Source organism: [Clostridium] celerecrescens 18A (assembly GCF_002797975.1).
GTDB classification, from domain to species: Bacteria; Bacillota; Clostridia; order Lachnospirales; family Lachnospiraceae; genus Lacrimispora; species Lacrimispora celerecrescens.
On the sequence record NZ_PGET01000001.1, the window covers coordinates 2,191,285 to 2,212,392 of the forward strand.

Here is a 21,108-nt window from a genome sequence, read left to right on the forward strand (position 1 = left end):
CATAAGCATATTTTTTTCTTCACATTTTTGCTGGAATTATTTTTACTTTAATGCCATGTTCATTTTCTTGTTATAATATTACGTTCTCTCCGATCGCACTTACGAAAAGTAGAATTTCCGCAGTAATCAAAAAAATAAATGGATGGATAGCAATTAATATAGTATAATTTTCCGATAACAATGAAAGGTGATATAAAGGTAATTTATATTAGCTTTCATCAGAAAGTAAGGTGATGAATATGCACAGCAAGGTTGAAGCCATGTTTAATGATTGGGATGAAGCTCTAATATGGTCATGTTTGCAAGGTCATATGGGAAACATTGTCTTAGATAATGAAAAAAATCCCGCGTCTGCAATGATTGAAATCGGTGACTTCTGCTTTTTCGCAGGCCAGTCAAATACCGCCCTTTTTCATGATTTAGAAGGAGAAAAGCTGCTCATACCGAAAGATAACGCTTGGGAAGCACTGATCGAGAATTTTTTTGATGGTCGTGTAAGTAAAATATTTCGCTATGCAATTAAAAAGGAACCAGATGTTTTTGATAAAGCAAGACTGGCTTCTTTCATTAATGGTCTCGATGACTGTTATGAGCTTCGGATGATAGACAAAGAAGTATATGAATTAGCTGGACAGGAAGCATGGTCCGTGGATTTATGTTCTCAGTTTAAAGATTATGCTGACTATCAGCGCCGGGCATTCGGGGTATCAATATTACACAATGGTAAATTGGTGGCAGGTGCTTCCCCTTATGCTGTTTATAATAATGGTATTGAAATTGAGATAGATACAAAACCCGATTATAGAGGCAAGGGACTAGCGACAGTATGCGGAGCAAAATTGATCCTTGAAAGCCTGGAACGAAATGTTTATCCAAGTTGGGATGCTCATGACTTACGTTCTGTAGCTTTAGCAGAAAAACTCGGTTATCACCTTTCCCATCCATATGTGACATATGAACTGATAGGCAGGTAGGCAGACAGGCAATTTCTGACTTTTTCTAATTAACAGTTGACAAATCCATACAGACGTATTAATATACTGTTTAAATGAAATAAAAATAAACCGTTGAAAAAGAAGAGTAAGCTTTCCAGGCAATATTTCAGAGAGCCGCCGTTGGTGCGAGTGCGGTATAAAGCTGATAGCTGAATGGACTTTTGAGGGCGGCCCCGAACCATTGTTCCAGTAGGGGCTGACGGAGACCACAACCGTTATTTCCCGTGGCATATATGTTAGTATATGAAAAGTGGACTTTTTTAAAGTCAATTTGAGTGGCACCGCGGATTGTATGATTCGTCTCAAGTACGTTTTTTTGCGTACTTGGGACTTTTTTTATTTTCAGGATATCCGTTCCCTCTTCTTTTCAACGGAAACCATCTTAAGGAGGAAATATTATGAAAAAATCGATCAAACCCCTGTTACTTGCTGCTATGGCAGCTGCCGCACTCTCCGGCTGTTCTTCCAAGTCAGCTCCGGAAGAACCTGCTGATAATAATTCTACAACCCAGGCATCTTCTGGTACTGAGGCTGGAAATGCTGCAGACGGCACATCCTATACCATTGGTGTCGGACAGTTTGCAGAGCACGGTTCCCTTGATAACTGCCGGGAAGGCTTTTTACAGGGCCTTGCAGAAGAAGGGATCGAGGAAGGGAAAAACTTAACCGTCATGTATGAAAATGCACAGGCAGACGGAGGAACCGCAAGCCAGATCGTTAATAACTTCCTTTCAAAAAAAGTGGATTTGATCTGCGGCATCGCTACCCCAATGGCTCAGGCTGCCTATAGCGGAGCAAAAAAGGCCAGCGTTCCCGTCATTTTCACGGCAGTTACAGATCCGGTTGCCGCGGCTCTGGCTAATGAGGATGGAACTCCGGTTGGGGAAATCACCGGAACCAGTGATAAGCTTCCCGTGGAAAAACAGCTGGAAATGATCCGCAAGATTCTTCCCGATGCTAAGACCATCGGCATCCTTTACAGCACCAGTGAGGTGAACTCAGAAACAGCAATCAAGGAATATAAAGCCGCAGCCGCTTCCTATGGCTTTGAAATCGTAGAAGGCCCGGTATCCGCAACTGCTGATATCCCCCTGGCAACTGACAGCATTCTGGAAAAGGTTGACTGCTTAAACAACTTAACGGATAACACCGTAGTAAGCTCTCTTCCTCTGATCCTGGATAAGGCCGGAAAGAAGAACATACCCGTATTCGGCAGTGAAGTAGAACAGGTAAAAATCGGCTGTCTGGCTTCCATTGGTCTTGATTATGTGGACTTAGGCAAGCAGACCGGTATAATGGCCGCAAAGGTATTAAAGGGCGAAGCAAAAGCAAGCGAAATAAATTTTGAAGTGATCAAGGAAGCCGCATTCTACGGAAATTCAAAGGTTGCCGAAAACCTGGGGATTACCCTTCCGTCAGAGCTCACCGGTTCTGCTGCTGAAATTTTTACAGAAATTGCCCACTAGTGCTAAATACAAGGAATATAATTGGAGGAAGTTAAACCATGTCAATCATACTTGGCGTTTTGGAAGAAGGCCTGGTCTATGCCATTATGGCACTGGGCGTTTACATCACTTATAAGATTCTGGATTTTCCCGATCTTTCTGTCGATGGAACCTTCCCTTTGGGAGGCGCAATTACCGTTACCATGATCCTGGCCGGAATAAATCCGGCGGCAACGCTATTGATTGCCTTTGCCGTCGGTGCCCTGGCCGGATGCATCACCGGCTTCATCCATGTTAAATTAAAGGTACGGGATCTTCTGTCAGGTATCATTGTCATGACTGCCCTCTATTCTGTGAACCTAAGGGTAGCCGGAAAGTCCAATGTCCCATTTTTTAATAATGATTCCATCTTTGAAAACAGTTTTGTAAACCGCCTGTTTCCCGGGAAGCTTGCAGATATCAGCGTTGTGATTATATTAGTAGTCATCGTGGTGATCGTTAAGCTTTTGCTTGACCAATATCTGAAGACCCGCTCCGGCTATTTGCTAAGAGCTGTGGGTGACAATGAAACTCTTGTTACCTCTCTTGCCAAGGACAAAGGCATGGTTAAGATCATCGGTCTTGCCATCGCAAACGGCCTGGCTGCTCTGGCCGGTTCCGTATACTGCCAGCAAAAAGGGTTTTTTGAAATCAGTATGGGAACAGGTACCATTGTAATTGGTCTTGCCAATGTAATCATTGGAACAAAGCTGTTTAAACGGGTTGGGTTTGTGAAATCCACCACCGCGGTCATTATCGGCTCTATCATTTACAAAGCCTGCGTGTCTTTTGCTATTTATCTTGGAATGGAAGCATCGGATTTAAAACTGATCACATCAGTGTTGTTCCTGGCTATTCTGGTACTCAGCAACGGCAGGGAAAAGAAGGTGAAACATCATGCTTGAACTTCAAAACATCAATAAATATTACAACCAGGGAACGGTCAATGAGATATGCCTGTTCCAGAACTTTAATCTTACCATCAAAGACCAGCAGTTCGTATCTGTGGTAGGAAGCAACGGCTCCGGCAAGACTTCCCTGTTAAACATCATCTGCGGAAGCATTCCTTTGGACAGCGGTTCCATCCTGGTAGGCGGCGCCGACATCACAAACATGCCGGAATTTAAGCGCCAGCGTCGAATCGGAAGAGTTTACCAGAATCCGGCTATGGGCACATGTCCCAATATGACCATCCTGGAAAATATGGCTCTGGCTGATACTAAGGGAAAGCCCTTTAATCTTCTTCCCGGCACCAACAAGCAGCGGATATCCTATTACAGGGAACAGCTACGTTTCCTGGGCCTCGGCTTAGAGGATAAGCTGCATGTAAAGGTGGGCGTACTTTCCGGCGGTCAGAGGCAGGCTATGGCTCTTCTCATGTCCACCATGACTCCCATTGAATTCCTGATCTTAGATGAGCACACCGCTGCCCTGGATCCAAAAACTGCCGAGAACATCATGGAGCTGACAGATCGGATTGTGAAGGAAAAGCATTTGACCACCATTATGGTCACTCATAACCTTCGGTATGCCGTAGAATACGGTAACCGCCTGCTGATGATGCATCAGGGAAATGCCATCGTTGATAAAGAGGGGAACGAAAAGTCCAATATGGATGTGGAACACATTTTAGAGAAATTCAATGAGATCAGCATTGAATGCGGAAATTAGATCATTATTATTATTCAATAAAAGAAGATCCGGCAAGTTACCTTGCCGGATCTTCTTTTATATTGCCCTTTTTTACTTTTCGCGCAACCATACAATCATTTCACCCTTGCCCCGGTTATTCCAGCAGCAATAAGGAATCGCCTTAAACGTATCATTTATATAAGAAGGTTTTTCTTCTTCATAGAGGGAATCACCCACCCTGGAATAATCTATGCGCATACCTTCCAGTCCGGCACACAAGGTTCCGCCAAGCAATGATTCGTCAAACTCTTCCTTAGGCGGCACCGAACTGTCTATGATGTCTGATGCCAGATACTTGCCGTTATCCGTTTCCTCCAGGCAATACACCATAGGCCCTTTCATCAGGCAGACCTTCCCGATGTTGTCACGTACCCTGGGATTGCATCTTACAAAACGGAAAGATACATCAAAAACCAATGTGACCTTATCTCCTGCCTTCCAGTTACGGGTCAGGTATAAGTATCCTTTTTCCAGGCAAACGGCTTCCTTAACACCATTGACACTTAGTTCCGCCTTGCCGGAATAGGACGGTTTCCGGATCCCTACGGTAAACTCCTGTCCGTCTGTTTCCGGAGTGATTTCCAGTGTTACATCACCTTTTACCGGATAATCAGAACTGAGCAGAAGCTCCACATGGCCGGAGCAAAGGCCGGTTTCAATCCTGCTGCTTATAAATAAGTTCACGTATATCGTATTCTGCTCTGAAGCATACATATAATTGCCCAGGGATGCAAGGGTCCTTGCAATATTAGGCGGACAGCAGGATACGCCAAACCAAAGCTGCCTTGTGGTCTTCACATGGCGGTAAGTCGGATTCTTCTCAGCAATCTCCGGAACCACCTCTAAAGGATTGACATAAAAGAAATGCTTCCCATCAAGGGCGATTCCCGCCAAAAGGGTGTTGTATAATGCCTTTTCTACTATGTCCATATATCTTCCATCCTTTGTGATCCGAAACAGCCGGTTGGAAAACATGGCAAGCCCCACAGTGGCGCAGGATTCCGAATAGTTTGAATTGTTCGGCAGATCATAATCCGTGGTAAATCTCTCCCCATAGGATGCAGAACCAATGCTTCCGGTGATGTACATCCGTTTTTCCACAATGTTGTTCCACAGGGTTTCGCACTGTTTCAACAGTTCTTTATCCTGATATTCATAAGCCAAGTCAGCCATGGCGCTGTATAAATAAACTGCCCGCACCGCATGCCCTTCCGCTGTTTCCTGTTCTTTCAATGGCATGTGGGACTGGTTATAATCCAGGTCAAAATCCTTAAATTCCGGAAAGATGAAATTCTGATTCTTGATACAGTCTTCGTTTAAAAAATAACAAGGTCTTTCCCCTCTGGTCCGTACAAAAAAATCAGCCAGTTCCAGATATTTTGTCATTTTTGTTACCCGGTAAAGCTTTACCAGTGCCAGCTCCACTTCCGGGTGCCCCGGATAGCCATGGATTTTCTCCTCTTCCCTGCCAAACACCTTACACATGTAATCGGCAAACTTACATACTACATGAAGAAATTTCTTCTTGCCCGTTGCTTCATAATATGCCACAGCCGCTTCGATCATATGTCCTGCAGTGTAAAGCTCATGACCTTCAAACAGGTCAGACCACCGTCTTTTGCCTGTGATTGTATAATACGTATTCAAATAGCCATCATCACACTGTGCTCTGGCAATTAAATCGATGGCGCTGTCAGCGGCGGCTTCCAGTTCGGGATTCTTCTTTTTAGCGAGGGAATAGGCGGCGGCTTCCAGCCATTTGGCAACATCCGTATCCTGAAATACCACGCCCTTGTGTTCTCCCTTTTCATCGCCGCAGGCAATCCGGAAATTTCTGATACAATAGCTTTTTTCGGCCCCTTCTACCCGATCATTGATCAGCTCCCATTGAAAGGGTAATATAACATGATCCACCAGATCAATATATCTGTTCCAGAATGGATCATCAATTATAATGCTTTTTAATTCCATTGTTGTCAACTTACCAGCTTCCATATCTTTTCCTCACTTAGTTTTTATTCATAAACCGCAGATTCGTTCCGATTCTTTACCGACTCTCCTTCTATCAGGGCGCAGGGCAGGGTGATGTTTACATCTCCCACACTGGTTCCATGAATACTTTCCAGCAAAAGCTCCATGGAACGGTATCCCATTTCCTGAAGAGGTCTTTCCACTGTGGTGATTCTTGGGGTCACATACTGGACAATATCTCCATTATCAAAACCCGTTACTGAAATATCGTCTGGAATTTTAAGTCCGAGTTCTCTCGCAGCATCATAAACACCTACTGCCATATCGTCGTTCATCGCTACGATCGCAGTTGGAAAGTTCTTTTTATTAAGAAGCTTTCCGGCTGCCTCCTTTCCTTCCCGGTACTTCCAGTTTCCGCATACAATGTTCTCAGGCTTTAATTCTATCCCTGCCTCGTCCAAGGCTCTCTGAAAGCCCTTAAACCGAAGGGCAGCAGGCTCTGATCCCTTTAGCCCGTTGATCACGCCAAACTCCTTGTGTCCATTACTTATTAACATCTGGGTCATCTGGTAAACCGTTTTTTCGTTGCTATAGCGGACCGAGGATCCTTCCCCATCCGTATAACAGTAACAATAAACCACCGGTTTTTTTATATCATGAAGCACATGGCTTATTTTGCGGTCATGCATCCCCACATAAATAATGCCATCCACCTGCATTCCAATCAGAACATCAACCGCCTTGTCGATGTCCTTCTGAAAATTTGAAATATGTTCAAACTGAGATTCTATTTTGCTAAGAAGCCTTAAATTGTTTAAGATGGTATTATATCCTCTTGCTTCTGCAATTTCATTGATCCCGTCAATGATATGGGCCGTATGCCAGACAGTAATGTCTTCAACAATCACTCCAATCAGGAACGATTCATTTGTCCGAAGACTTTTCGCCAGGATATTGGACCGGTATCCTGTTTCTTTTATGATCTTTTCTACCCTTTTTCTTGTCTCTTCACTTACCTGAGCCGTATTATTGAGCACATATGATACCGTTGCTACGGATACACCGGCCATTGAAGCAATTTCTTTTAATGTCATGGTAATACTCCCTCTTTCCTCTTTTTCCGTTCCTTTATCCATCACTTCATGGCAGCCCATTCCCCTATCCTTTTAAACCGGAAGTTTTGATCCCTTCAACCAGGAATCTGGAACCAAACAGGTAAAGAAGCATTGGGGGCAGAATCATAAGAGATGATGCTGCCATAATTGACGGCCAGTTAATAACAAATGCATTACCAGAAGTATACATAAATGTAGTCATTAATGCAATGGTCAGCGTTCTCCACTTGTCGCTGTTAATATAGAACACCGGCTGGGTCAGCTCATTCCACCAGAATACACTGGAAAGCACACCGATTGTGGTAAAGGTGGATTTTGACAGAGGCACCAGCACTTTAAAAAACACACCCAGCTTGCTGCATCCGTCTATGGTTGCTGCTTCATCCAGTTCCTTTGGGATAGACCGGAAAAACTGCCGGAAAAGAAATACATTATAGGGATAAGCAAAAAATGACGGTACGATCATGGGGAGAAGGGAATCAAGCCAGCCGATCTTCCCAAACATAATGTACTGGGGAATAATCAGGGCAATCCCCGGAATCATCATCGTTCCCACAATCAATGAAAATATTAAGTTCTTCCCAGGAAACTCCATTCTTGCAAGAGGATAGGCTACAAAGGAAGAGGATATTAATGTCCCTAACGTTGTTCCTGCCATTAATAGAACGGTATTTCTTACATATAAATAATAGTTGGAATGAAAGAAGATATAGTTAAAGTTCTCCAGGGTCACATTCTTAGGGATGATATCAGAAGAGGTGGTGAACTCTGTTAAATTTTTAAATCCTCCCGAAAACACCCATATGATCGGAGAGAACATGATAACAGCAACAAGAATCTTAAGAATAAAAATCAGAATCCTGCCTGCCTTTTTCTTTGCCTTTACTGAATTCATGGCCTCTCCTCCTTAATTTTCGTAATAGACAAGTTTTTTTGATACTGCAAATATGCCGATCCCAAAACCGCAGGCGATCAGAAAAAGAACCACCGACAGCGCACAGGCATATCCGACTTTCATATTGCTGAAAGCTTCCTTATAAATCAAAAGGCTTAAAACCTGGGTCATCCCGTCAGGATCCCCGCTTTCCCCTGTCAATGGATACAGCAGTGCAAAGGAACCGTTAAGCGCGCTGATGCAGCCCATAACCGCATTAAACAGCACAATGGGGGATATCATGGGAAGCGTTACGCCGAAAAACTTCCGGAACGGGCTTGCACCGTCAATGTCACACGCTTCATAAAGTTCTCCGGGAACATCATTTAAGCCTGAGCGGAAGATCAGCATCATCTGTCCGGTGTTGTATGTAAACAGGGTAATAAAAAATACAGCAAGATATATGGTGTGTTTGTCATACAGCCAGTTCACCATGACATTTTTTGCAGTCATCTGTGAAATTAAGGCATTTAAAAGACCTGCCTCTTTTCCGAAAATCGTGCGGAATGTATACGCCAGTGCAACCGTCGGTATAACGGACGGAAGAAAATAACAGAACTGGAATATGCCGTTTAATTTCTGTTTATAATTCAACAGCATAGCAAGAATCACTGCCCAGATCGTAGTAACCACCATCATAACAACCGTAAAAAACAAGGTTACTTTTATGGAGTTCCAAAAGGTAGGGCTTTGAACCATATTCACGTAATTTGCCAATCCTACAAAATTTGAAATGCCGTTTAATTTCCGGTTTGTCAAACTCACTGCAAACATAAAAACAATGGGAAATAAGGTAAAACATATAAATCCTATAAACCATGGGGCACAAAAAGCATATGCAGTCAGATGATTCATAAGCTTCTTTTTATTTATCGGCTTCCTTTTCTCATTTTTCATAGCATTCACGATCCTTTCGCTTAAAGGCACAAATGACCTCTCCTTGCGGCCGCTTTTCTTCCGTTTTCCGTCTGTTCTGCGGCCGCTCCTGTACCTGGCTCAATTATTTCATCTGGCCTTATGAAAGCTTAATAGCCAATCGTCTCCTTTGCATAGTTGGAAGCATTCTTAACCGCATCTTCCGGAGTTTTCTGTCCTAATACCGCTGAGTTAAATTCACTGACCGCATTGTTGGTTACACCGGAGGGTAAGCATGTATATCCAAATACGCCGGCCTTTAAGGAGTCTGTTATGGCATCCCAGTTTTCTATTGTAGTTACGCTTTCCACCTTCCAGGCTCCTTTTTCTGCTATGGATTTGATTGCAGAAGGATTGCCGCTTGCCTTAGAGTTAATGGCCTGCCCTTCCTCGCCCATCAGGTATTCAATTACCTTAAACGCAGATTCCTGATTCTTACTCTTTGCATTAATGCTGTAAAAACCGGTATGTAACGTGTTATATTTCAGTTTGTCGGTAGGAATTGAGGCTATATCCCAGTTAAAGGCAAGCCCACCGCCATAAGTTCCTATATTCCAGCTTCCCTGCCAGCTCATAGCCGCTTTTCCAGCCGCAAAAAGATCTGCAGTATCGGAAGAAGGTTCCGGCATGGTACCGTTTTTGACCATTTGTGCCACATCAGAGACAAAAGAAACCGCACCGTCGCCGATCACCATCTGACCCTTGGCCGGGTCAAAGACCTGATCACCTGCACCGCCGATCCCTGCCCACCAGGTCTGGGTGTTGGGAAGTGCGCTTCCATATACCTCAGTCGTACCGTCGGCTGCCTTTTGGGTAAGTTTCTCTGCCGCTGCCTTATAGTCTGCATAAGACCAGTCATTCGTCGGGTAGACAATACCTGCTGCATCAAACATATCCTGGTTGTAATACAGAATTTCCGTAGCCGCACACCACGGCAAACCATAGGTACCGCCCAGGCCCTCAGACAGCTTTGCTACCGCATCAATAAAATCATCTGTTTTAATTGTTGATTTGGCCAGATAATCATCAAGCGGAATAATTCCTCCTACCTGGGCAAAGTTAGCGATGTCATTTTCCCAGATCACATAGATGTCAACGGAATCATTCCCGGTTGAAACCATCTGGTTCAATTTAGAGGAATAATCGCTTTCCGGGATCACTGTCACTTCCACTTCAATACCTGTTGCCTTTTCAGCCTGTAAATACATATTAAGAGCTTCGTCCTTACTCGGCTCATTCCAGACCGCAATGGTTACTTTCTTTCCTGCTTCGGCTGAATCTGTCTTACTGCTTTCCCCTGCCTTGGACTCAGTACTTCCGGCCACAGTCCCTTCCGGCTTTTCTGTTCCGCTGGCGCCGCAGCCGGCTAGTGAACCACATACAACAGCTGTTGACAGAAGCAATGCCAGTAATTTCTTTCTTCCCATAATAAACCCTCCAATAAATTATTTTATTTATTTAAACGATTAAATAACTTTTTTAAATTTTGGCCGATTGATATTGATATCCATCAGCCATATACGATCTATTTAATCGTTTAAATTAAATTCGCAAAAAAATATACATCATATTGTATAGTTTTAATATATAACCTTTTTATTTATTTGTCAATATTTTAATTTACTTTTATATATTTCCTCTTATATTAGTAATTTTATATATTTAAAGGTTTAAATAAACAAGTCGGATTTATGCCCTGCCGCTTTCATTTGTCGAACGCTGGATTGAATATGAGAATGAGGCAGGATTCCTGGAAATCCTGCCTCATTTGCCGGTATTATATTTACTTTATTTTATCTGCTCATCTCGCTCTGAGGTCCCTTGTCGTTATGGTCTTTTATAACGGTATTTACCTCACTCAAATCTGAAGTTGGAAGATCACCTGGTATGGTATTCTTTAAAGCTGCAGTTGCATTGCCGTACTGGACTGCCTTCATGCAGTCCCCTCCGCTGCTTAAAAGACCATATAGAGCACCTGCAATATAAGCATCTCCGCTTCCGATCCGGTCAACAACATCAATGTTGTGGTATGGTTCTTCCTCGTAATATTCTTTTCTGGAAGCATCGTAAATCACAGAGCCAAAGGTATGGCTCTTGGGGCTGTGCACGATCCTTTGGGTGGAAGCCACTACGGAAATGGGATATTCCTCTGTAAAGCTCTTCATCATTTCCTTAACGGTCCCTTCCTTCTTAAAGGTCAGTCTGGCCGTCTCTTCTGAGCAGAAGAAAATATCCACATAGGGAAGAATCTCTTCAATGCATGCTCTGGCTTCCTCACCGGTCCAGAGATTTCCACGGAAATTCACATCAAAAGAAATGATGGTTCCTGTCTGCTTGAACTTTTTAATCATATCAATGGCTGTCTTCCTGGTATTCTCACACAAAGCCAGGGTGATTCCTGTAGTGTGGAAACAGGTAGTTGCCGTATACATCTCCTCAGGAAACGAAGAGGTGCTGATCTGGACAAAAGAACTGTTCTTTCTGTCGTAAATGACCTTAGGTTTCCTTGGATATGCTCCGTATTCATAATAATATAGCCCAAGCCTAGCGTTCGAGCTGTTATCGTAAACAAAATAGTCATCGCTGATTCCATAGGAACGGACTTTGCTCTTTACAAAATTTCCTATATCATTAAACGGAAGCTGGGTAACCACGCCGGTATGAAGCCCTAAAAGAGCCGCTCCTACGGCAACATTAAGTTCTGCCCCGCCCACCTGCTTTTGAAAGGAATCTCCCCGGACAAGCCGTTCCACACCTTCCGGAGACAAGCGTAACAACAATTCTCCAAGGCTCAGTAAATCAAAAGGTCTGTCACTCATCTTGAACTTTCCTCCATAGTTTTTTAAAAGGGGAGTCATTGCCCAATGACTCCCCTTCTCTATTTCTTATCAATTATCTCTGAACACGTCCTGAACCGTCGCCGCCAGCCAGAGTATCTACGTCTTCTCTGGTCACCAGGTTGAAGTCTCCAGGAATGGTGTGCTTTAATGCAGAAGCCGCAACACCAAACTCCAGAGCACCCTTAAAGTCCTTGCCGTCAGCCAGGCCGCAGATTACACCAGCTGCGAAGGAATCACCGCCGCCTACACGGTCAACGATAGGGGTAACGCGGTATTTTTTAGAGTGGTAGAACTCACGGGTTGCACCATCCATGATACATGCAGACCAGCCGTTGTCAGAAGCTGAGTAGCTTTCACGCAGGGAGCTGATCACATACTTGAAGTTAAACTTATCGACCATCTGATTGAAGATGTCAACATAACCCTGTAATTCCAGTTCGCCGGAAGTTACATCGGTGTTGCCTGGCTTAAAGCCAAGAACCTTTTCTGCATCCTCTTCGTTACCGATGCATACATCAACGTACTGCATCAGGTTTGTCATAACCTTCTGAGCCTTCTCAGAAGACCATAATTTCTTACGGAAGTTTAAGTCTACGGAAACGGTTACACCATGAGCCTTAGCTGCCTTTAAAGCTGTCTCAGTCAGTTCTGCTGCTTCATCACTTACTGCCGGTGTGATTCCTGTGAAATGGAACCAATCTGCATCTTTAAAAATCTCATCAAAGTTAAAATTTGCTGCAGTTGCTGTAGCGATGGAGGAATGTGCTCTGTCATATACGACAGCAGATGCTCTCATGGCTGAACCTGTCTCTAAAAAGTAGATACCAAGTCTTTCACCGCATTTTGCAATGTGCTTTGTTCCCACGTTGTATTTTCTTAAAGCAGCTACCGCACACTCACCGATGGGGTTCTTAGGAACTGCTGTAACAAACTCAACGTCATGTCCATAGTTTGCTAAGGAAACAGCTACGTTAGCTTCTCCGCCTCCGTAGTTTACATCAAACTCATCTGCCTGAATAAATTTCTCATTATTGGGGGTAGATAATCTTAACATGATCTCGCCCATGGTTACAAGTTTTGCCATTTTGTATTCTCTCCTAAAATTCTATTATTAATTTTTATAATTAGTTTTTATTTGCGGGCTGCCGCTACTGCCTCAACAAATTCTTTTGCCTTCGCTGTTACTGCTGCAAAATCTCCAGTCTTAGCACCCTTTGTCAAGCTGCTGCCGGTACCAACGGCATAGGCTCCTGCCTTGATCCACTTATCAACGTTGTCAACGTCAACACCGCCGGATGGCATGAAGTCACCCTGAGGAAGCGGGCCTTTAAAGGAGCTGATCGCATCTGGTCCCATGATGTTGCCTGGGAAGATCTTGATGACGTCACAGCCGCACTCCAATGCGGTAATAGCCTCGGTAGGTGTCATAACGCCTGGAAGCATAGGAACTCTGTAACGGTTGCAAAGCTTGATTGTCTCAACATTTAAGCCGGGGCTTACAACATAGTTAGCACCTGCAAGGATTGCTGCTCTCGCTGTTTCCGGGTCAAGTACAGTACCTGCTCCGATAACAACCTCTTCATTTTTGCTATATTTTTCAGACATTTTTGCTATGAATTCAATTGGATTTCCTTCATCCATGGTCATTGTGATTTCAATAAAATTGATGCCGCCTGCAATGATGGCGTCGACTACCTTCTCGCCCTGCTCAAAGTCTTTTGCACGAACAACAGCTACCAGACAGTCTTTTTTCATCTTTGATAAAACCTGTTCTTTTTTCATCGTCCTTTTACTCTCCTTCTTTAATTTCGTATATACGAATTGATTTCATATTTACGATTCCTATACTTGAAATATTAATCGTTTCCATCCATTTTGTCAACAGGTATTCCTTATATTTTTCCAAGAAAGCCTAACAAACGGGAAACCTCCATGCTCTTTTCGGAAACCAGCTTTCCCAAAGCCTCATAATCATTGGAAGGCTTATAAAGACTGGATACGCTGATGGCTCCCAGCACATTGCCATCCCGGTCAAATACCGGGGCTCCCACACACTGCATATGTTCCTCCATCTCCCTGGCATCAAATGCATAGCCTCTTTCCCGTACCTGTTTCAGTTCTTCCAGCAGCTGCCCTTTGTTTCTGATGGTTCTCTCGGTGTACTGGGTGAATTTCAGCCGGTTGATCATCTGCTCTCTGGCCTCCTCATCGCTGTAGGCGAGAATCACCTTTCCCAGGGAGGTACAGTACATGGGATTTTTAGAACCTACAGTTGCTGTAGTGATAATAGGATTTTCCGGTTCGAACTTACATATGTATACCACATGATGATCCGACGGAATACCAAAAAAGACCGTCTTTCCCACTTCCTTGGAAAATGCCTTGAGCACCGGCTCAATGATTCCGATAAAATCCAGATTATTGGTATAATTAATTCCGATGCGGTAAGCCATTAAGCCTATGGTATAATTCTGCTTTTGACCCCTTGCTACATTGACCATGCCCATCTCGGCAAGGGTTGTCACAATATCGTAAGCGCTGGTCTTGGGAAGATCCAGCTTTTCACATAGATCGTCCAGAGTCGCTCCCTCCGGTGTTCTGGAGATCAGCTTTAAGATCTCGACGGTTCTTTGCGTCGTTCTGTTTAGTTTCATGGTTTGGCCTCCATTTCTATGTCCTAGTATACTCCGGAAAACCGGAAAAAAGCAAGATGATTTTCGCATATACGAAACATTTGTAAGTATTTACAAAATGATAGGGATTTTATTGGTTTATTTGCGAAAACAATAAATCAGGGATTGTAATATTTATCATAATTATGTATAATAATCTGGGTATGTAAATACTTACAATTACGGAGGTGATGTTTTTGAATATCTATGATGTTTCCGAACATGCTCACGTATCGATTGCCACCGTTTCCCGCGTCATCAACGGAAATCCCAATGTCAGCGAGAAAACCAGGAAGCGGGTTCTCGCCGTCATGGAAGAGCTGGGTTACACCCCAAATGTATTCGCCAGAAGCCTGGGGCTAAATACGATGAAGACCATTGGAATCATGTGCGCCGATTCTTCCGACCCATGGCTGGCGGAAGCCATCTATTATCTGGAAAAGGAATTACGAGGCAACGGATATGATTCCATTCTCTGCTGCACCGGCTATCTTCCTGAAACCAAGAAGAAGTATCTGGAGCTTTTGCGGTCCAAACGGGTGGATGCCATCATCCTGACCGGTTCCCATTATATAGAAGCAAAGGCAAAGGACAATGCCTATCTTCTGGAGGCAGCAAAGGATCTCCCCATTATGCTGGTCAACGGACAGCTGGAAGGGGAGCAGATCTACTGCACGGTCTGTGACGACCACGCCGCAGTTTACGATGCTGCTTTACGGCTTTACCGCTCCGGCCGTTCTTCAGTGCTCTATCTCTATTCCGGAAATTCCTTCAGCAATTTACACAAGCTTTCCGGCTACCGGGATGCGGTAAGAGATGCCGGTTTTATGATCCGGGATGAGCTTATGGTACTTTGCAGCAAGGACTTAGATGTGGCCATGGAACGCCTGGACATGCTTTCCCGTTCCGGGGTTTATTTCGACGCAGTACTGGCTTCCGAGGATATTCTGGCTGTTGGAGCCGTAAAATATGCAGACAAGGCAGGACTTACGATCCCTAAGGATTTAAGCATCATCGGATACAACAATTCCATTCTTTCCAGATGCACAACTCCGGAAATAACTTCCGTGGATAATAAGGTGGAAGCCATTTGCACCACCACGGTGAACACTTTAATGAAGGTTCTGGAAGAGGGAAACGTACCGGGAAAAACTACCATCACCCCGGAGCTGATAAAACGAGGTACTACTAATTTTTAATTTCACATATTGAAGGAGGACTCTCTATCATGAAACAGTTTATGGACAAGGACTTTTTACTGTCAACCGATTCAGCAAAAACGCTTTATCACACATATGCAGAAAACATGCCTATCGTAGACTATCACTGCCATATCAATCCCCAGGAAATCTATGAAGACCGCAAGTTTGACACTATTACCCAGGTATGGTTAGGCGGCGATCATTATAAATGGCGTCAGATGCGTTCCTGCGGTGTGGATGAAAAATATATTACAGGAGATGCTTCCGACCGTGAGAAATTCCAGAAGTGGGCAGAGATCCTTCCGAGGCTGATCGGCAATCCACTCTACCACTGGAGCCACTTAGAGCTTCAGAGATATTTCGGCTATACCGGCCATTTAAACGGCAATACAGCAGAAGAGGTATGGAATCTGTGCAATAAAAAGCTTCAGGAGGATTCCATGAGCGTCCGCAACTTGATCAGACAGTCAAATGTCAAGCTGATCTGCACCACAGACGATCCTGCCGATACTCTGGAATGGCATCAGAAAATTGCCGATGATAAAGCCTTTGAAGTAAAGGTGCTTCCTGCCTGGAGACCTGACAAGGCCATGAACATCGAAAAACCGGATTTTGCAGCTTATATGGCAAAATTGTCCTCTGTCAGCGGAGTGGAAATCAAGGATTTCGCTTCCTTAAAGACTGCTTTAAGGAACCGTATGGAGTATTTCACCAGCCAGGGCTGCGGCGTATCCGACCATGCCCTTGAATATGTTATGTATGCTCCTGCCGATGAGGCAGAGCTTGATGCGATCTTTGCAAATGGACTTTCCGGCAAAGCCATAACAAAGGACGATGAATTAAAATACAAGACCGCCTTCATGTTGTTCGCAGCAAAGGAATACAACCGCATGGGCTGGGTGATGCAGCTTCATTACGGCTGTAAGCGTGACAACAATGCCATGACATTTGAAAATCTGGGACCAGACACCGGTTTCGACTGTATCAACAATTATGCTCCTTCCGCACAGATGGCTGATTTCTTAAATGCATTAAGTGCAACCGATGAGATCCCAAAAACCATTATCTACTCCTTAAATCCGAATGATAATGCCTCCATAGGCACAATCCTTGGCTGCTTCCAGAGCAAATTCCCCGGAAAGATCCAGCAGGGTTCTGCATGGTGGTTCAACGATCACAAGACCGGCATGACTGAGCAGATGATCTCCCTGGCAAACTTAGGCTGCCTTGGAAATTTCATCGGAATGCTTACCGATTCCAGAAGCTTCTTATCTTATACCAGACACGAATACTTCCGCAGAATCCTCTGTGAGCTGGTCGGCGGCTGGGTAGACAACGGAGAGTATCCGGATGATCAGGATTCTCTGAAAGAAATCATTGAGGGAATTTCCTTTAATAATGCAATTAAGTATTTTAATTTTAAAATTTAATCCCAGGGACTGGTTCCGCAGGAAGCTACGATGAATATTTTTACAGGGAACCTGTCTGAGGAGTAAAAAAAGCAAAAGGAGTTCGATCCTTCCAAATAGACCGAACTCCTTTTTTTATATTACTGAATCACCTTCACAGGACATTTTGCAGCACATTTACCGCAATTGGTGCATTTCTCATAATCGATGATTGCAACATTGTTATCCATGTGAATGGCATCAAATTCACACTGCTTTGTACATATCATACAACCAATACAGCCAACTTCACATTTAGCCTTTACATCTTTACCTCTGTCATGGGAATTGCACTGAACCAGATGCTTTGACTTGTATGGAACCAGGTCAATCAGATTGTTAGGACAGGCAGAAACACATTTACCGCAGGCAACGCACTTCTCCTTATCCACTACTGCGATTCCGTCAACCACATGGATGGCATCAAATTCACATGCCTTTACGCAAGAGCCGTATCCCATACACCCATAGACGCAAGCCTTGTCACCTGAGCCAGGAACCACCGATGCCATCCGGCAGTCGTCAATTCCGTAATAATTGTACTGAACCTTTGTCTTATCGCAGGTTCCTTTACATTTTACAAATGCAACCTTCTTATCCGTAGAACCGGCCGTAACTCCCATGATTTCGCCGATCTTTTCGGCTACTGCCGCACCGCCTACCGGACAGGCAGAAACATCTGCCTGGCCTAGTACAATGGCCTTAGCCAGAGCATCACAGCCTGCATATCCGCAGCCGCCGCAGTTGTTACCCGGAAGCTCGTTTCGGACAAGAATCTCTTTTTCATCAACCTCTACTTTAAACTTTTCGCTGGCAATTCCCAGGAACACACCGATCAAAATTCCGATGATGCCCACAACGGCTGCCGCAAATATAATACCTGTTACCATTCTTTCGTCTCCTCCTTATTTTATTAATCCGGAAAATCCGAAAAATGCGATTGCCATCAGGCCGGAGGTAATCAGGACAATAGGAGAACCCTTAAAGGAATAGGGAACATCATTGTTTTCGATTCTCTCGCGGACACCTGCCAGCATAACAATGGCAATGGTAAAGCCTACGGAAATACCGACACCGTTGATAACACTTTCCAGAATGTTATATCCCTTCTGCACGTTGGTCAGGGCTACACCCAGAACCGCACAGTTGGTTGTGATCAAAGGAAGATACACACCCAGCGCCTCATAAAGAGCGGGCATGGATTTCTTCAAAAACATTTCTACAAACTGCACCAGAGCTGCTATAACCAGGATAAACACAATGGTCTGCAAGAATTCCAGATGAAGCCCAACTAATATCCCCTTATAAATGACACTGGTTGCAAATGCTGCAATGGAAATTACGAAAATAACGGCTGCGCCCATACCGGCAGAGGTCTTCACATTTTTGGAAACACCAAGGAATGGACATAGGCCAAGGAACTGGCTGAGCACTACGTTGTTGACCAATGCGGAGCCAATGGCAATCAATAATAATTCTTTCATCTATCCATCCTCCTATTCATCTTTTCTGGAAGCTGCGTTTTTGGCTTCCGCTTCTTTTTTGGCTGCCTGTTCTTTCTTTGCCGCAAGTACCTCCTCTTCCATCTTCTTCTTTTTAGCCTGAAGGGCTTCATGATTAGACAGGCAAGAGGAGCCGCTACAGGAAGCGCAGTTACCGCCGCAAGCTAACTTAGAAGGGGGAACAGAACCGTTGGTTGCGGAAGGTGCTTTAAACTTATTCTGAAGGGCCGTTAAAATAGACAGTACAAAGAACGCACCCGGAGCGAGGACGAAAATGGAAATATGAAAATCCTCAGGAATAAAGGTATATCCAAATATAGCTCCGGAACCTAACAGCTCACGGACAAGTCCGATGCAGGTAAGAGCGATGGTAAAACCAAGTCCCATACCGATTCCATCAAAGGTAGATTCCATGACACCATTCTTGGAAGCATAGGATTCTGCACGGCCTAAAATAATACAGTTTACAACGATAAGAGGAATGTAAATTCCAAGCGCAGAATAAAGGCTTGGTACATAGGCCTGTAAAAGAAGCTGCACAATCGTAACCAGAGTCGCAACGACAACGATATAGGCCGGAATTCTCACCCGGTCCGGAATGATATTACGAAGGGCAGAAATAAGCATATTGGAAAATAGCAGTACCACGGTCGTGGAAAGCCCCATGCCCACACCGTTCACTGCTGACGTGGTAACAGCCAGAGTCGGGCACATGCCAAGCATCAGGATGAAGGTTGGGTTCTCTTTTACAATACCGTTAAATAAACGTTCCATACATTTCTTGTTCATCTTCCCACCTCCTAACGGTCAATATTGTGCACGTAATACAATGCGGCATTGACTGCATTGGTTACTGCGCTTGATGTAATAGTAGCTCCGCTGATGGCATTGATCTCTCCATCACCGGCATTGCCGGATTTAGTAACGGTAAGGGATTCCTGGTTTTTTCCTGCATACTGACCCTTAAATACCGGCTCCTTTGCCTTTAAGCCAAGGCCCGGGGTATCACTGATCGCCAGAAATTCAATGCCGTTAATGGATCCATCTTCTTTGAGACCAACGGAAATCTGAACAACTCCGCTATAGCTGTCATCGGAATGAGAGGTAATCACATAACCCTGGACACTCCCGCTTCCATCTACTGCTTTAAAAGCATTGTCCACGCCGACTTTTCCAAAATTTTGGGAAAGCAGTTCTGTGTTGCAGGTTTCTATAGCCGCTTCCATCTTTTCATCCGTTATAAAATCAGCCGCTTCCGGAAATACCTTCTTATATGCCGCCAGATTGGCCGCCTCAGTTGCCTTCTCAATGGGATCCTTTGTAATCTGATAAGCACCGCCCAGCAAAAAGCCGGAAATCAGAGTGATCACAAATAAAATCAGTGCGTCCTTCATGTATCCACCGTTTTTCATCTTACTTTCCCTCCTTTCCAAATGCTACCGGAATAGAGATCTTCTCAATCAGAGGCACCAGGATGTTGCCGATGATGATGGCATAGGAAACGCCTTCCGCAGAACCGCCGAAAAGACGGAATAATCCGGTCAGCACGCCTAAAAGAACGCCGAAAAGGATCTGTCCCTTTGGAGTGATGGGGCTTGTCACATAATCGGTAGCCATGAAGAATGCACCGAAGATAAGACCGCCGCCGCATAAATGAGTCAGCACGAACATGAGATCATGCTGGCCGAAAATAAATACAAATGCTGCAAAAGTGATCAGATACGCTGCCGGTATCTTTATGGAAATCACTTTTCTGAACAAAAGGTAAGCTGCGCCAAGGAGCAGTGCAATCACAGATACCTCACCAATGGTTCCTGAAATTTTCCCGATAAACATGGAGGTTATATCAACTGCTTCTCCCGCCTTTAATGCAGCAAGGGGAGTAGCCCCTGAAACTGCGTCACGATATGTAAAGTCAGTCATCTTGCCTGCAAAAGAAATAAGCAGGAAACATCTTGCCGCCAGGGCCGGATTCATAAAGTTTTGGCCCAGGCCGCCGTAGAGCTGCTTTACCACGATAATGGCAAATACACCGCCCAGAAACGGAATCCATAAAGGAATGGCCGGAGGCATATTAAGGCCCAGGATCATTCCGGTCACCAGAGCACTTCCATCGCTCACGGTAATGGGTTTTCCCATAAGGGATTCAAATACATATTCACTAAGAACACAGGACAATACACTGATCAGTAAAATCAGCGCTGCTTTCACCCCGAACTGATATACACCATACGCAGACGCAGGAATCATGGCAATGGCAACATCCAGCATAATATTCTGTGTTGTAACCTGATCCCTGACATGAGGTGATGATGATACGTTTAACAATTTACTCATG

The 21,108-nt window shown here is 44.3% G+C and carries 20 protein-coding genes and 1 other annotated feature; of the genes, 6 read left to right on the forward strand and 14 right to left on the reverse strand.

Going from position 1 to position 21,108, the window contains the following annotated elements:
* Window positions 1–239 precede the first annotated feature (239 nt).
* The 4 genes from H171_RS10170 to H171_RS10185 all read left to right on the forward strand — a co-directional run bounded on the left by H171_RS10170 (window position 240) and on the right by H171_RS10185 (window position 4,150).
* A complete protein-coding gene (locus H171_RS10170) occupies window positions 240–974 on the forward strand; it encodes a GNAT family N-acetyltransferase (RefSeq protein ID WP_330404203.1) in 735 nt (244 codons plus the stop codon).
* 84 nt (window positions 975–1,058) lie between these two features.
* Window positions 1,059–1,303: a binding site (T-box leader), on the forward strand.
* 90 nt (window positions 1,304–1,393) lie between these two features.
* A complete protein-coding gene (locus tag H171_RS10175; RefSeq protein ID WP_100305038.1) occupies window positions 1,394–2,461 on the forward strand; it encodes an ABC transporter substrate-binding protein in 1,068 nt (355 codons plus the stop codon).
* A 38-nt stretch (window positions 2,462–2,499) separates the two neighbouring features.
* Window positions 2,500–3,384, forward strand: a complete 885-nt coding sequence (locus H171_RS10180) for an ABC transporter permease (RefSeq protein ID WP_100305039.1) — start codon at window positions 2,500–2,502, stop codon at window positions 3,382–3,384.
* On the forward strand, window positions 3,377–4,150 hold the full coding sequence (locus H171_RS10185; protein WP_100305040.1) for an ABC transporter ATP-binding protein: 774 nt from the start codon (window positions 3,377–3,379) through the stop codon (window positions 4,148–4,150). Before H171_RS10180 ends, H171_RS10185 begins: the two co-directional genes overlap by 8 nt.
* 72 nt (window positions 4,151–4,222) lie before the next feature.
* Here the strand turns inward: H171_RS10185 and H171_RS10190 are convergent, their stop codons facing one another.
* The 9 genes from H171_RS10190 to H171_RS10230 all read right to left on the reverse strand — a co-directional run bounded on the left by H171_RS10190 (window position 4,223) and on the right by H171_RS10230 (window position 14,600).
* Complete coding sequence (locus H171_RS10190) at window positions 4,223–6,166, reverse strand: glycoside hydrolase family 127 protein (protein WP_100305041.1); 1,944 nt, start codon at window positions 6,164–6,166, stop codon at window positions 4,223–4,225.
* Window positions 6,167–6,186: 20 nt separating this feature from the next.
* Entirely contained in the window at window positions 6,187–7,236 is a 1,050-nt protein-coding gene (locus tag H171_RS10195) for a LacI family DNA-binding transcriptional regulator (protein ID WP_166433605.1), read from the reverse strand.
* Window positions 7,237–7,300: 64 nt separating this feature from the next.
* On the reverse strand, window positions 7,301–8,152 hold the full coding sequence (locus H171_RS10200; protein WP_100305043.1) for a carbohydrate ABC transporter permease: 852 nt from the start codon (window positions 8,150–8,152) through the stop codon (window positions 7,301–7,303).
* Window positions 8,153–8,164: 12 nt separating this feature from the next.
* On the reverse strand, window positions 8,165–9,118 hold the full coding sequence (locus H171_RS10205; protein ID WP_207655182.1) for a carbohydrate ABC transporter permease: 954 nt from the start codon (window positions 9,116–9,118) through the stop codon (window positions 8,165–8,167).
* A 98-nt stretch (window positions 9,119–9,216) separates the two neighbouring features.
* The gene (locus tag H171_RS10210; protein WP_100305044.1) at window positions 9,217–10,533 is read right to left on the reverse strand and encodes an ABC transporter substrate-binding protein; all 1,317 of its coding nucleotides are present in this window, start codon (window positions 10,531–10,533) and stop codon (window positions 9,217–9,219) included.
* 366 nt (window positions 10,534–10,899) lie between these two features.
* Window positions 10,900–11,925, reverse strand: a complete 1,026-nt coding sequence (locus H171_RS10215) for a sugar kinase (RefSeq protein WP_100307486.1) — start codon at window positions 11,923–11,925, stop codon at window positions 10,900–10,902.
* Between the two features lie 73 nt (window positions 11,926–11,998).
* Window positions 11,999–13,030: a sugar kinase gene (locus H171_RS10220; RefSeq protein ID WP_100305045.1), complete on the reverse strand. Its 1,032-nt coding sequence runs from the start codon at window positions 13,028–13,030 to the stop codon at window positions 11,999–12,001.
* A 47-nt stretch (window positions 13,031–13,077) separates the two neighbouring features.
* Entirely contained in the window at window positions 13,078–13,728 is a 651-nt protein-coding gene (locus tag H171_RS10225) for a bifunctional 2-keto-4-hydroxyglutarate aldolase/2-keto-3-deoxy-6-phosphogluconate aldolase (RefSeq protein WP_100305046.1), read from the reverse strand.
* 110 nt (window positions 13,729–13,838) lie between these two features.
* Window positions 13,839–14,600 (reverse strand): IclR family transcriptional regulator, encoded by a 762-nt coding sequence (locus H171_RS10230; protein ID WP_025232601.1) that lies wholly within the window; start codon window positions 14,598–14,600, stop codon window positions 13,839–13,841.
* A gap of 215 nt (window positions 14,601–14,815) precedes the next feature.
* On the opposite strand from H171_RS10230, the gene H171_RS10235 reads away from it, so the two are divergent.
* Window positions 14,816–15,817, forward strand: a complete 1,002-nt coding sequence (locus tag H171_RS10235; protein ID WP_100305047.1) for a LacI family DNA-binding transcriptional regulator — start codon at window positions 14,816–14,818, stop codon at window positions 15,815–15,817.
* A gap of 29 nt (window positions 15,818–15,846) precedes the next feature.
* Window positions 15,847–17,250, forward strand: a complete 1,404-nt coding sequence (gene uxaC / locus H171_RS10240; protein WP_100305048.1) for a glucuronate isomerase — start codon at window positions 15,847–15,849, stop codon at window positions 17,248–17,250.
* A gap of 119 nt (window positions 17,251–17,369) precedes the next feature.
* Here the strand turns inward: uxaC and H171_RS10245 are convergent, their stop codons facing one another.
* From H171_RS10245 to H171_RS10265, 5 genes are read right to left on the reverse strand one after another with little or no spacing between them, the layout of a single operon-like run.
* Window positions 17,370–18,158 carry an RnfABCDGE type electron transport complex subunit B gene (locus tag H171_RS10245; protein ID WP_100305049.1) on the reverse strand — a complete coding sequence of 263 codons (789 nt, stop codon included), beginning with the start codon at window positions 18,156–18,158 and terminating at the stop codon, window positions 17,370–17,372.
* Between the two features lie 15 nt (window positions 18,159–18,173).
* Entirely contained in the window at window positions 18,174–18,752 is a 579-nt protein-coding gene (gene rsxA, locus H171_RS10250; protein WP_100305050.1) for an electron transport complex subunit RsxA, read from the reverse strand.
* A 12-nt stretch (window positions 18,753–18,764) separates the two neighbouring features.
* The gene (rsxE, locus tag H171_RS10255) at window positions 18,765–19,559 is read right to left on the reverse strand and encodes an electron transport complex subunit RsxE (protein ID WP_100305051.1); all 795 of its coding nucleotides are present in this window, start codon (window positions 19,557–19,559) and stop codon (window positions 18,765–18,767) included.
* 11 nt (window positions 19,560–19,570) lie between these two features.
* Complete coding sequence (locus H171_RS10260) at window positions 19,571–20,182, reverse strand: RnfABCDGE type electron transport complex subunit G (protein WP_100305052.1); 612 nt, start codon at window positions 20,180–20,182, stop codon at window positions 19,571–19,573.
* A 1-nt stretch (window position 20,183) separates the two neighbouring features.
* Entirely contained in the window at window positions 20,184–21,107 is a 924-nt protein-coding gene (locus H171_RS10265; protein WP_100305053.1) for an RnfABCDGE type electron transport complex subunit D, read from the reverse strand.
* Window position 21,108: the final 1 nt, after the last annotated feature.

What these genes read in the sequence shown, in the direction of transcription:
- H171_RS10195 (WP_166433605.1), bottom strand. Translation starts at nt 7,236, where the DNA reads ATGACATTAAAAGAAATTGCTTCAATGGCCGGTGTATCCGTAGCAACG.
- H171_RS10180 (WP_100305039.1), top strand. Translation starts at nt 2,500, where the DNA reads ATGTCAATCATACTTGGCGTTTTGGAAGAAGGCCTGGTCTATGCCATT.
- H171_RS10175 (WP_100305038.1), top strand. Translation starts at nt 1,394, where the DNA reads ATGAAAAAATCGATCAAACCCCTGTTACTTGCTGCTATGGCAGCTGCC.
- rsxA (WP_100305050.1), bottom strand. Translation starts at nt 18,752, where the DNA reads ATGAAAGAATTATTATTGATTGCCATTGGCTCCGCATTGGTCAACAAC.
- H171_RS10170 (WP_330404203.1), top strand. Translation starts at nt 240, where the DNA reads ATGCACAGCAAGGTTGAAGCCATGTTTAATGATTGGGATGAAGCTCTA.
- uxaC (WP_100305048.1), top strand. Translation starts at nt 15,847, where the DNA reads ATGAAACAGTTTATGGACAAGGACTTTTTACTGTCAACCGATTCAGCA.
- H171_RS10215 (WP_100307486.1), bottom strand. Translation starts at nt 11,925, where the DNA reads ATGAGTGACAGACCTTTTGATTTACTGAGCCTTGGAGAATTGTTGTTA.
- H171_RS10190 (WP_100305041.1), bottom strand. Translation starts at nt 6,166, where the DNA reads ATGGAAGCTGGTAAGTTGACAACAATGGAATTAAAAAGCATTATAATT.
- H171_RS10210 (WP_100305044.1), bottom strand. Translation starts at nt 10,533, where the DNA reads ATGGGAAGAAAGAAATTACTGGCATTGCTTCTGTCAACAGCTGTTGTA.
- H171_RS10200 (WP_100305043.1), bottom strand. Translation starts at nt 8,152, where the DNA reads ATGAATTCAGTAAAGGCAAAGAAAAAGGCAGGCAGGATTCTGATTTTT.
- H171_RS10260 (WP_100305052.1), bottom strand. Translation starts at nt 20,182, where the DNA reads ATGAAAAACGGTGGATACATGAAGGACGCACTGATTTTATTTGTGATC.
- H171_RS10245 (WP_100305049.1), bottom strand. Translation starts at nt 18,158, where the DNA reads ATGGTAACAGGTATTATATTTGCGGCAGCCGTTGTGGGCATCATCGGA.
- H171_RS10230 (WP_025232601.1), bottom strand. Translation starts at nt 14,600, where the DNA reads ATGAAACTAAACAGAACGACGCAAAGAACCGTCGAGATCTTAAAGCTG.
- H171_RS10265 (WP_100305053.1), bottom strand. Translation starts at nt 21,107, where the DNA reads ATGAGTAAATTGTTAAACGTATCATCATCACCTCATGTCAGGGATCAG.
- H171_RS10220 (WP_100305045.1), bottom strand. Translation starts at nt 13,030, where the DNA reads ATGGCAAAACTTGTAACCATGGGCGAGATCATGTTAAGATTATCTACC.
- H171_RS10225 (WP_100305046.1), bottom strand. Translation starts at nt 13,728, where the DNA reads ATGAAAAAAGAACAGGTTTTATCAAAGATGAAAAAAGACTGTCTGGTA.
- rsxE (WP_100305051.1), bottom strand. Translation starts at nt 19,559, where the DNA reads ATGAACAAGAAATGTATGGAACGTTTATTTAACGGTATTGTAAAAGAG.
- H171_RS10185 (WP_100305040.1), top strand. Translation starts at nt 3,377, where the DNA reads ATGCTTGAACTTCAAAACATCAATAAATATTACAACCAGGGAACGGTC.